Here is a 10724-nt window from a genome sequence, read left to right as displayed (position 1 = left end):
TCCCTTTTTTATTTTCTAGCATATGGATCAAATACTCACAGTGACTAATCTTGAGTTGCTTCAGTATTAAGTGCTTTTCTCGCCAATTTAGTTAGCCTTACCAATTCCATACGAACAGCTTTACTGTCCATGCATATATTTTCGAATTGAATGTAATAGTTTTTATCATGTGCTCTTAAGTAGCAGCCATCAGGCACAATAGTAGTCATGACGACCTCATTGGCCTCGACATCGTGAATAAGCTTGAGCATCAGCTGATTGGCATCAGCATGGTCGTCATTCATGTGTTCAACCATTCTCTTCTCATCTTCTAGTGTCCAATCTGGCTCTTGGGCATTCCATTCGTCTTTTTCTATCCAAAATATATGACCGAAACCACCAATGTAACGGACACGTTTCACTTCCATACGCCACAGCTGAAAATCGTGTGCTTGACGATATGATATTGCTTCTGGGTATTGGCGTTCGTAACGTTCAAGTAAAGCTTCCGACTCTTCGGCTGGTAAGGGGGCGGCGTCGCCCACAACGGTTACGCGGGCATGTGCATTTTGGTCACCTTCTTCGGCGGCATCAAATACCGTAGCGCACATGCGGCTGTCTTCATTGAGGTTGCGAGAGTGTTGTGCAATACCTGCAATGTAAAAAATAAGTCTACCTTGATTGTCCGTCATAAAAGGAGACACAGATCCAAAAGGATAACCATGAAGGTTTTTAGAGATTGTTGAGATCACACAGACATTTGATTGTCTTACTAAAGTGCGTGCTTCAAAAGCGGCCTGTTCACGCATTAGAGGCTCCTGTTAGCGGTTCTGAAAAAATCATAGGGATTTGAAAGCTGGGGTGCAAGTTTATTTGCATGCCAGCGCGATAGATAGGTTGTAGTACTTCTGGGCGCAAAACATCTTGTGGGTTGCCATCATGGTAAATATTACCATGGTGCAATAGTAAAATTCGATCAGCGTATAGAGATGCAAGATTCAAATCATGCAACACAGCAATAACGGTGTTGCCTTGTTCTGCAAATGCTTTAGCTTTACTTAAAGTGGTATGTTGGTGATGTAAGTCGAGCGCAGATGTCGGCTCGTCCAACAACATTAACTTACCTGTTGTGTGTTTTTTGTGAGCGTCTAATTGGGCAATACACCTTGCAAATTGGACGCGTTGAAATTCACCGCCGGATAACACAGTAACATCTCTGTCAGCCATTGACTCTAGTGCCATTTGTAAAACGATATCATTAACTTCGCTTGCTTGAGCATGGGCTGTTTCATAGTATGGGTAGCGGCCCATAGCAATTAACTCCGCCGCGCTAAATGCAAAATTGACACGGTTGTTTTGCAGCAGGATGGCACGTTGGGTCGCCAATTTTTGAGGGGCGTATTGCATCATAGGTGTGCCATGAAGTAATACTTCGCCCGAGTAGTCTAGGTCGTCGCAAATCGCACTGAGCAAAGTTGATTTACCCGCGCCATTCTCACCAAGCAAAACAATGAATTCACCTTGGCTTGCTTTAAACGAAAGGTCACGAATGATGCGTTTTTTACCGCGAGTAATGCCTATATTTTTACACTCAAGCATGGCTACCTCGCTTTTGTTTTACTAATTGATAAATAAAGAAAGGGGCGCCAAACAGGGCTGTCACTATGCCGATCGGTAACTCTGAAGGAGCAACAATTAAACGTGCGATCCAGTCAGCTAATAACATGAGCAAGCAACCTAGCAACATGCTCAGGGGCAACATTTTGCGTAAATCTGGACCGACTAACAGGCGTGCAATGTGCGGTACTACGAGTCCGACAAAGCCAACCATACCGGCCATCGCAACTGCACCACCGACACCCAATGCAACTAAGAATACAACTTCAGTTTTGAGTCGCTTGACATTAACTCCTAAATGCCTTGCATCTCGTTCTCCTAGCATCAAAGCGTTGATTTGGCGTTTTTTAAACAGTAATAAAATAGTACTGACAATGATGAGTGGGGCACCGTAAGCCATTGCCGACCAGCTAGCACCACCTAGTGAACCCATTTGCCAGTAAGTCATGAGTCTCAAAGAGCTATCATCTGCAAAAAAGCTAAAAAGGCCAATAATTGCCATCGCAATCGCATTAATAGCGACGCCAGCGAGGAGTAATGTTGTAATTTGCACCTGGCCTTGGTGATTAGCCAAACGATAAATAACACTGGTTATAGTTAAAGCACCTATGAATGCGGCTGGGGCAACCATCGCTTCATTTATAAAACTGACTTTAGGAGCGAGAGCGATAACGGCGATTGCTGCGACTGCCGCGCCACCAGTTACGCCCATTAAACTTGGATCTGCAAGTGGGTTACGGCAAAGAGCCTGAGTGGCTGCGCCACTGCAAGCGAGGACCGAGCCAATTAGTATTGCCAACAATAACCTTGGAAGCCTTATCTGTGACACAACACTCATCTGCAATTCATTAATATCAGCAGTCATAGAATCTGGTAGTAGCCATGCAATCGGCATTTTCCAGTCCCAACCGACAGGCCCACTGCTAAGAGATAACCAAGCTAAGCTGAGCAGTAATATCATACTCAGCCAGTACCATTTCATATGATATTTGGAATTTAGAATAGGAAGGGCAATGTTGCTCATAGCGCCTGCTTACGATGAAATGAATGGAGTTTTGCAATGGCTTCAGGTAGACGTGTAGTCATACCGAGTGACATCAATGAGTCCATTACCAACAAACGACATTCCTTCGCAGCGGGGATCAGTGCAAGCGCTGCTTGCTGACAGAATTGCTTTGGGCCTCCTGCACCATAAACTACATGGCTTGGGGCAACTAAAAAATCTGGGTCACTAACCAGCAAGGCTTCGCGATTAAAGGGCTTAAAGCCATTGTGGGTTGCAAGGTTTTTAATTCCCGTATAACCGAATAAGATATCGGGCACGGTTTCTTTACCTGCGACCATGACACCACGTTCACCTGCCGAAAGAATAAACAACGCCTTTGTGGTAGATAGCTTAGGCCTATTCGGAAGCTGCTGTTTAAGTGCCTGAATTAATTTCTCAGCTTGTGGTTGCTTATTGAGATCGACGGCAATTTGATTGATGAGTGTAAATAATTCGTCCACCTGTTTAGGTTTGTCATATAGTTTGACTGGGACGCCAGTACTTTTAATTTGTGTTATTACTTGCGGACGGCCTGCCCCTTCAAGCGTTAAGATCAGAGTCGGTTTTTGAGACAAAATCCCCTCGGCTGCTAAATCTCGGTAATACCCTACTTTAGGTAACGACACCGCCTTCGGTGGCCAAGTACTTGAAGTATCTACAGCGACGACATCATCACCCGCTTCTAATGCATAGACGATATCAGTGATGGTGCCACCTGCGACAACAATGCGCTCGGCAGCAGCATTAAAGCTCAATGCAGCCAAAAAGATACCTAAAAATATTGCGTATTTCATTGTTTTTCTCACGTTTAATTACTTGAGTTTTTGACCAATAAGCACGTTGTATGACGCACTGATGGGCCACTTATAAATCCTTTATGAGTACATTTATCCGATGAGGCAATAATACATTTGATAGAAAATAAAATCTATATGATTATAGAAATGCAAACAATTATCATTTGTGTTGCATGGGAAATACCTTTATAGTGCACAGCGAAATTTATTCGTTCTTCCTGTTTGAGGTTAAAAGATAATGTTTAAACAAACTACTATTTCGCTAAGTATTGCAGCAGCTTTCTTTGCTGCGCCAAGTTCAGTTGCTGAGCAATTTGAAAAAGACAGCGAGGTAATCGTAGTGTCGGGGTCTCGCATCGAGCAAAAGCTCAATGATGTAGCTGGCTCGGTAAATGTTGTCACCGAACAAGAAATTGAACGTGAGTTGGCAGTGGACTTGAATAGTGCATTTAAGTATCAAACAGGGATAACAACATCGGGCTCTACTGGAGAAGCCCAAGCGCTCAATATTCGTGGTATCGGTGGAAATCGAGTTGTGTATATAAAAGATGGTCGTCGATTAAATGATGCTTATTCAGGTGGCGGTGGTTTAATTATTGGACGTGGCTACTTTGATGTTGACAATGTAAAGCAGATAGAAGTAGCGAAAGGTGCTGCCTCCTCTTTATATGGCTCTGATGCATTAGGTGGAATCGTCGTAATATCGACTAAAAACCCTTCAGATTACTTATCTGAAAAAGACACTTATGCACAAGTTGGCCTTGGCTATTATGAAGTTAATTCCGAAAAGAGTACTACGGCAACGTTTGCTAAAAAGCTCAGTGACTTTAATGCTACTTCTATTCAGGTAACACGTCGTGATGGTGAAGGTGCTCAAAACTACCAAGAAGACTTACCTGGTTTCGATTACACGTCAAGCGCATTGTTACTAAAATCTGAGTTTAACCTTACAGACACAGAAAGCGTGCTGGTGACAGTTGACTACTTTGATCAAGACAGTGAACAAATCATTACACCATCTCAGGTAGAAACAAGAGATGACAATGAAAGCATTTCCTTTTCATTGGATTTTGATACAAGTGCTGCAACCGCGCTCTACGACAATTTAAATGCACAGGTCTATTACACGGACTTTGAGCAAACCAGTGATCAAGTGAGATGGAATAACGGTAGCCGCAGCCGCACAGGCCCTTACACTGATTTCAACGATTATCGATTTGAGCAGTCAATCTTTGGTACTCGTTTGGTATTAGACAAACAGCTGGAGTTAGGTACCGCTTCTCATCAACTAGTATATGGTTTCGACTTTGATAGTTATGAAACTGCAAGGCCGCGTTTTAAAACTCGTAAAGATGCGCAAGGCAACAAGCTCTTAGATAATGAAGGTCAAAAAACGTTCCCGGGTGCAGATACAACCATGCTAGGTGTATTTATTCAAGACAACATCACCTTGATACCGGATACCTTAACTCTAAATGCAGGGCTGCGCTTAGATCGCTATGAGATGGATGCAAAAGACAGTGAACTTTATACGGGGACTGACTTTGGTGATATCAGCGAGACAGCATTATCTCCTAAACTTGGTGTGGTATTTTCAGTGAGTGATAACTTAAACTTTGTCGCGCAGTATGCAAGAGGCTTTAAGGTCCCACCACATGACTTGGCATACCAAAGCCACGGGGTTGAACCTTTCTACCAAATCTTACCAAACCCAGAGCTAGATCCTGAAACCAGTGATAGTGTTGAATTTGGTGTAAAAGGTAATTTCGACTCTAAACAGTTTGCAGTAACTGTGTTCCATTCAAAATTTGATGATTTTATTGACAACAAAGTTGTTAGGATGGAGCCGAGCCAGATCCCTGGTATGCCACCAAAAACCTATTATCAGTACCACAACGTTGGCAAGGTAGAGATTGAGGGCCTTGAGGCGGAATTTACCCTATGGCTAAACGATAATGTGGCTTTGGACACGGGACTTACTTACACCAAGGGTAAAGACAAGGAAACTAATCAGTATATAAATTCTATCAGCCCTCTGAATGGCTTTGTAAAAGCGCGTTACGAGGCGGATAACTGGTCAGTGACTGCAGCTTTCAAAGGTGCTAAGAGAATGACCAAAGTGTCAGAAGCCAATAAAGTCAAAACTAGCGGTTGGGGTACAATTGACTTATATGCCGAGTATGACTTTGGTAACTTAAGGTTAAATGTCGGTGTATTCAACTTATTAGATAAAGAGTACATCCCATATGAAAGTGTGGCAGGGTTAGATGCGGATACAAATTTAAATCAATATACGCAGCCTAGTCGTAGTTTTGCGATCAACGCGAAGTACATCTTCTAATCGGAATTAATCTCCCTGATTAAACCCTTAGGCGCTATATTAATATGTAACGTCTAGGTCTTAGTAGTAAAGCCAGAAACGGATGTATATAATAGACGTCCGTTTCTTATTTTGGTCCGTATGAGACCTTTTTATAGAGTGCAATTGGCTTAAATTGGGCCAAGCGTGTCGAGATTGAGAATAAAATCTAAAACATGCTTGCATTGTTGAAAAAAACTCGTACAATTCCCGAGCTTCCCGTATTGGGAAGTTTTATCTTATTAATGAAAACAGTCAATCTATGTAGAGGACGGTATGGTAACTATTCGTTTGCAACGTGGCGGCGCTAAAAAGCGTCCATTCTATCAAATCGTGGTTGCGGATAGCCGTTTCTCGCGTGACGGTCGTTTCATCGAGAAAGTAGGTTTCTTTAACCCACTTGCTGCTGGTCAGGAAGAAAAAATACGTCTAGATCTTGCTCGTGTTGAACACTGGGTAGGTCAAGGCGCATCTCTTTCAGATCGCGTAGCTAAGCTAGTTAAAGACGCTCGTAAAGCGGCTTAATAGGCGTAAGTGTAACCATGAGTCAAGATAACACCTCGACACTCGTTGTCGGCAAATTAGGTGCCCCTTATGGTATTAAGGGTTGGCTTAAGGTGCATTCATTTACTGATGATCCCCAAGGGATCTTCGATTTCAGCCCGTGGTTGATAGGGCAACAAGATAAATGGCAAGCACTTGAAGTGAGCGACTGGCGTCGTCACAACAAGGGTTTCATCGCTAAATTTGCGAACATCAATGACAGAGATCAAGCAATGGCTTATACCAATGCTGAAATCGCTGTTAATAGTGAGCATCTCCCTGAATTACCAGAAGGGGAGTTTTATTGGCGAGACTTAATTGGTATGACAGTTGTAACCGATAAAGGTTATAACTTAGGTCATGTTGATGACCTTATGGAGACTGGCTCAAATGACGTTTTGGTTGTGAAAGCAAACAAAAAAGATGCATTTGGTCAGACTGAACGCTTAATCCCATTTTTGACAGATTCTGTCATCATTGAGGTTAAGCATGAAGAACGTGAAATTACTGTTGATTGGGATCCTGCATTTTAATGAGTGATCAGCAAAAACTTTGGGTTGGCGTTGTTTCGTTATTCCCTGAAATGTTTGATGCAGTTACTCAGCAAGGTGTAACTGGTCGAGCTGTGAAAAACGGTTTGATTGAGTTCAATTGTTGGAACCCTAGAGAGTACGCTACTGACAAACATCGCACTGTGGATGACAGACCTTATGGTGGTGGTCCTGGTATGTTGATGATGGTGGAGCCTCTCGAAAAAGCCATCCTTGCTGCAAAAGCAGCAGCTGGTGAAGGTGCAAAAGTAATTTACATGTCTCCGCAAGGGCGCAAACTAGATCAGCAAGGCGCTGCCGAATTGGCAAAGTCTGAAAAATTGATTTTAGTTGCGGGTCGATATGAAGGTATAGATGAACGGATCATCGAGTCTCATGTAGACGAAGAATGGTCCATCGGTGATTTTATTCTCAGTGGTGGCGAATTACCTGCCATGACACTTATCGATGCAGTCGCACGATTGGTGCCTGGTGTGCTTGGCCACAATCAGTCTGCTGAGCAGGACTCATTTTCGGATGGCCTGTTAGATTGCCCTCACTATACTCGGCCTGAAATATTGGATGGAAAGCAGGTCCCTTCTGTATTACTCAGTGGGAACCACAAAGAAATTGCAAAATGGCGCTTAAAGCAGTCGTTGGGCAGGACTTGGCTACGCCGTCCGGACTTGTTGCGTAACCTAGCTCTGACTGAGGAGCAAGCAAAGCTTCTCGCTGAATTTCAGCAAGAAAATGAAGCTTGTGGCTAGAAGACAGTTACTCCTAGGAATGTGAGAAATAAAATGGCAAAAGTAAACCAAAATATTATTAAAGCGCTTGAAGAAGAGCAGCTTAAAAAAGACGTACCTGCGTTCGGCGCTGGTGACACAGTTGTTGTTCAGGTACGCGTTAAAGAAGGTAACAAAGAGCGTCTACAGGCCTTTGAAGGTGTTGTAATCGCGAAGCGTAACCGTGGCCTTCATTCATCTTTCACTGTTCGTAAGATCTCAAGCGGTGAAGGTGTTGAGCGTGTTTTCCAAACACACAGCCCACTGGTTGATAGCGTTACAGTTAAGCGTCGTGGTGCGGTTCGTCGCGCTAAGCTTTACTACTTGCGTGAGCGTTCTGGTAAATCTGCACGTATTAAAGAAAAACTTAATTAATACGCGCATACTACCTATGCTTAACAAACAGGCCGCTTACAGCGGCCTGTTTGGTTTTAAATACAATTTCTACATACATCTCTATATTGCCTCTCGCCCCCTTGGGCATTAAATCGCATCACTTTTCATCGACTATTTTCCTCTTGATGAGGATCATTGCCTACAATTGTTATAACAACGAAAAAAGGTACTTTCTTAATATTAATTGTCCTGTTAGACTTGGTGTAATTATATATTTACTAGTGTAAATTAAGGTTTACGGTATGGGGATGAGAGAAGACTTGAGCTTGGATGAGCTGCGTGAACATATTGATACGTGCGATAGTGAGCTTGTGAGCTTACTAGCTAAAAGGCGTTTACTCACTGAGCAAGTCGGTAAGATTAAGCAACGAAATGGCGCTCCATTACATGCGCCGGAACGCGAGGCCGCTTTAATCGCAGCAAGACGAACTCAAGCTGAAAAGAAGGGGGTTAACCCTGAACTTGTAGAAGATATTTTGCGTAGAATGATGCGTGAAGCATATGAAAATCAGCAAAGTGAACTGGCCTGCGCTGAACCTGAATTATCTCCAATTGTGATAGTGGGCGGAGAAGGTGCGATGGGCCAACTGTTTGCAAAACAGTTTAAGCGTTCGGGCTATGACGTTAAAGTATTGGATAAAGCGCAGCAAAACAATGCAGCAGAAATACTACAAGATGCGAAGCTGGTTTTAATCAGTGTACCTATTAATACTCTTGAAGAAGTCGTTGCGAGCTTACCTGAGTTAAATCCAGAATGCATTTTGGCTGATATAACCTCTGTTAAGCAAAAACCATTGCGTTGTTTACTTGAAAAGCACTCTGGGCCAGTTGTTGGTTTACATCCAATGTTTGGCCCTGACATATCTCACTGGGTAAAACAAACGGTTGTTGCGTGTGAAGGGCGATATCCAGAAAAGTATCAAGGGCTATTGGAGCAGCTAAAAATTTGGGGCTGTTATATTGCCCCAATGGCAGCAAAGAAACATGACCAAGCAATGCAAATTATTCAGGTGATGAGGCATTTAACGACATTTGTGTACGGACAATTCTTGGCCCGTCAATGTCATACTCTAGAAGAGTTAAGAGCCTGCTCCTCTCCAATTTATCAGCTAGAACTAATGATGGTAGGGAGATTGTTTGCACAATCCCCCGAGCTTTATACCGATATTATGTTGGCACAATTTGAAGATGTAGAAGGGTTATTGGCAAGTTATCAAGACACCTTTGCGCAGACTTTAAAGAACCTTAAAAACCAAGATAAAGCAGAACTTATTAAAGGTTTTGATGTGGCTAAAACCTACTTTTCAGACAATGCACATTCGTTTTTGGCGCAAAGTAGAGGCCTCTTAAACAAAGCCAATGATGCTAAAGTACTCGGTTAATAGCCCTTTAGTTACACGGTTTTAACGAAATGCTCCGCTTGGCGGAGCATTTTTTATGGTACTAGTAGAGTCGCCCAGTCGTTTTCACGCTAGAGTGTGTTTAAATTGGGTCTACGGCTTTGAGGGATTCACTTTGGTAGCAGCCTAAGATCCTTACCGTTTGAGTATGCTCCTTCAGAGACTCAAGTGCTTTTTGCACATGCTCTTCGGCAATATTGGCTTGCAAGTCAACATAGAAAACCTCTTCCCAAGGATTGCCTGGTACAGGGCGTGATTCCAATTTAGTCATATTGATGCTGTGTTGCTTAAATACCATTAAAGCATCTGCTAAGGAACCTACTTGTTGTTTAGTCGCCATGATTAAGCTGGTTTTAGTTGGGATCTGCGTTGAGACTTGTAGCGGTTTGCGCGCAACCACAATAAAACGACTGTGGTTTTCTGCTTGGTTTGCTAACTCATCTTTTATAACTTCAAGCCCTTGGCTTTTCCCTGCTTGTGCAGAGCCAATCGCCGCACTTTGTTGTGTCTCAGCTGCCATTTTAATGGCACTAGAGGTTGAATCACATGTTTCTTGAATAATATCAGCAAGGCTTTGAATGAAGCGGCTACATTGTGCGAATGGCTGAGGGTGAGCAAATATTTTTTTGATATCTTTTAGTTCAACGCCTGGTTGGGCAAGTAGACAGTGTTCGACACTGTGTGTCACTTCTCCAACAATCGAAACTTGTGCATGCTGCATTAAATCGAATACTTCATTGATACTGCCTGAACTGGTATTTTCTATTGGTAATATGCCAAAGTCAGCTTTACCTTGCTCTACACTGGTTGTGATTTCATCGAATGATTGACAACCTAGCTCTACAAGCTTGCCAGGACGACGGCTGAAGTACTTATGACAAGCGAACTGGCTGTATGACCCTTGACCTCCTAAATACGCAACACGATGGGTATCATTGACGGTGCCAGGGTTCAAACTCTTTTGCAGCATGGCTTGTTGATTCAGAACTGAATCTTCCAAAATGACTTGAAAAACATTGTTGATATAGAAAGGGTCCAAGCCCAAAGATTTACCATAATGTATGAGTTTTTCCAGCAGTGCTAATTCTCGCTCTTCATCTCTGATGGGCTTATTGTTATTGATCTTATATTCCAGTACGCCATGACTAATGCGCCTGCGTTTTGCTAATAGTACTAGTAGCTCAGAGTCAATTTCATTGATCTCTGTCCTTAATGCATTCAATGTATCTTGCGTCATGGTCCTCACTCCCATTTTGCCAAAAAAAAAGCCTCC

Annotated in this window: 11 protein-coding genes; 6 read left to right on the top strand and 5 right to left on the bottom strand. The window is 42.9% G+C overall.

Annotated elements, in window-relative coordinates:
- Nucleotides 1-44 precede the first annotated feature (44 nt).
- From N482_RS09930 to N482_RS09915, 4 genes are read right to left on the bottom strand one after another with little or no spacing between them, the layout of a single operon-like run.
- Nucleotides 45-788, bottom strand: coding sequence for a HugZ family protein (locus tag N482_RS09930; protein ID WP_063376881.1), 744 nt, complete (start codon nt 786-788; stop codon nt 45-47).
- Complete coding sequence (locus N482_RS09925; RefSeq protein ID WP_063376880.1) at nt 781-1578, bottom strand: heme ABC transporter ATP-binding protein; 798 nt, start codon at nt 1576-1578, stop codon at nt 781-783. The genes N482_RS09930 and N482_RS09925 overlap by 8 nt, the downstream gene beginning before the upstream one ends.
- Complete coding sequence (locus N482_RS09920) at nt 1571-2620, bottom strand: FecCD family ABC transporter permease (protein ID WP_063376879.1); 1050 nt, start codon at nt 2618-2620, stop codon at nt 1571-1573. The genes N482_RS09925 and N482_RS09920 overlap by 8 nt, the downstream gene beginning before the upstream one ends.
- Nucleotides 2617-3435, bottom strand: a complete 819-nt coding sequence (locus N482_RS09915) for a heme/hemin ABC transporter substrate-binding protein (protein WP_063376878.1) — start codon at nt 3433-3435, stop codon at nt 2617-2619. The genes N482_RS09920 and N482_RS09915 overlap by 4 nt, the downstream gene beginning before the upstream one ends.
- Before the next feature lie 241 nt (nt 3436-3676).
- On the opposite strand from N482_RS09915, the gene N482_RS09910 reads away from it, so the two are divergent.
- The 6 genes from N482_RS09910 (at nt 3677) to tyrA (ending at nt 9433) form a co-directional block, all read left to right on the top strand.
- On the top strand, nt 3677-5779 hold the full coding sequence (locus N482_RS09910) for a TonB-dependent hemoglobin/transferrin/lactoferrin family receptor (protein ID WP_063376877.1): 2103 nt from the start codon (nt 3677-3679) through the stop codon (nt 5777-5779).
- Nucleotides 5780-6073: 294 nt separating this feature from the next.
- Nucleotides 6074-6322 (top strand): 30S ribosomal protein S16, encoded by a 249-nt coding sequence (gene rpsP / locus N482_RS09905; RefSeq protein ID WP_063376876.1) that lies wholly within the window; start codon nt 6074-6076, stop codon nt 6320-6322.
- A gap of 17 nt (nt 6323-6339) precedes the next feature.
- Nucleotides 6340-6873: a ribosome maturation factor RimM gene (rimM, locus tag N482_RS09900; RefSeq protein WP_063376875.1), complete on the top strand. Its 534-nt coding sequence runs from the start codon at nt 6340-6342 to the stop codon at nt 6871-6873.
- Entirely contained in the window at nt 6873-7637 is a 765-nt protein-coding gene (gene trmD / locus N482_RS09895; protein ID WP_063376874.1) for a tRNA (guanosine(37)-N1)-methyltransferase TrmD, read from the top strand. Before rimM ends, trmD begins: the two co-directional genes overlap by 1 nt.
- A gap of 33 nt (nt 7638-7670) precedes the next feature.
- Nucleotides 7671-8030, top strand: coding sequence for a 50S ribosomal protein L19 (gene rplS / locus N482_RS09890; RefSeq protein WP_063355205.1), 360 nt, complete (start codon nt 7671-7673; stop codon nt 8028-8030).
- Between the two features lie 269 nt (nt 8031-8299).
- Complete coding sequence (gene tyrA, locus N482_RS09885) at nt 8300-9433, top strand: bifunctional chorismate mutase/prephenate dehydrogenase (protein ID WP_063376889.1); 1134 nt, start codon at nt 8300-8302, stop codon at nt 9431-9433.
- 100 nt (nt 9434-9533) lie between these two features.
- On the opposite strand, the gene pheA is transcribed toward tyrA, so the two are convergent.
- Nucleotides 9534-10688: a prephenate dehydratase gene (gene pheA, locus N482_RS09880; RefSeq protein ID WP_063376873.1), complete on the bottom strand. Its 1155-nt coding sequence runs from the start codon at nt 10686-10688 to the stop codon at nt 9534-9536.
- Nucleotides 10689-10724: the final 36 nt, after the last annotated feature.

The organism is Pseudoalteromonas luteoviolacea NCIMB 1942, assembly GCF_001625595.1.
Classification (GTDB): Bacteria; Pseudomonadota; Gammaproteobacteria; order Enterobacterales; family Alteromonadaceae; genus Pseudoalteromonas; species Pseudoalteromonas luteoviolacea_A.
This window is presented reverse-complemented; position numbering and strand designations above follow the sequence as displayed.

Coding starts and splice junctions, on each gene's coding strand:
- N482_RS09925 (WP_063376880.1), bottom strand. CDS start 1,578: ATGCTTGAGTGTAAAAATATAGGCATTACTCGCGGTAAAAAACGCATC.
- N482_RS09920 (WP_063376879.1), bottom strand. CDS start 2,620: ATGAGCAACATTGCCCTTCCTATTCTAAATTCCAAATATCATATGAAA.
- N482_RS09910 (WP_063376877.1), top strand. CDS start 3,677: ATGTTTAAACAAACTACTATTTCGCTAAGTATTGCAGCAGCTTTCTTT.
- tyrA (WP_063376889.1), top strand. CDS start 8,300: ATGAGAGAAGACTTGAGCTTGGATGAGCTGCGTGAACATATTGATACG.
- rplS (WP_063355205.1), top strand. CDS start 7,671: ATGGCAAAAGTAAACCAAAATATTATTAAAGCGCTTGAAGAAGAGCAG.
- rpsP (WP_063376876.1), top strand. CDS start 6,074: ATGGTAACTATTCGTTTGCAACGTGGCGGCGCTAAAAAGCGTCCATTC.
- N482_RS09930 (WP_063376881.1), bottom strand. CDS start 788: ATGCGTGAACAGGCCGCTTTTGAAGCACGCACTTTAGTAAGACAATCA.
- rimM (WP_063376875.1), top strand. CDS start 6,340: ATGAGTCAAGATAACACCTCGACACTCGTTGTCGGCAAATTAGGTGCC.
- N482_RS09915 (WP_063376878.1), bottom strand. CDS start 3,435: ATGAAATACGCAATATTTTTAGGTATCTTTTTGGCTGCATTGAGCTTT.
- trmD (WP_063376874.1), top strand. CDS start 6,873: ATGAGTGATCAGCAAAAACTTTGGGTTGGCGTTGTTTCGTTATTCCCT.
- pheA (WP_063376873.1), bottom strand. CDS start 10,688: ATGACGCAAGATACATTGAATGCATTAAGGACAGAGATCAATGAAATT.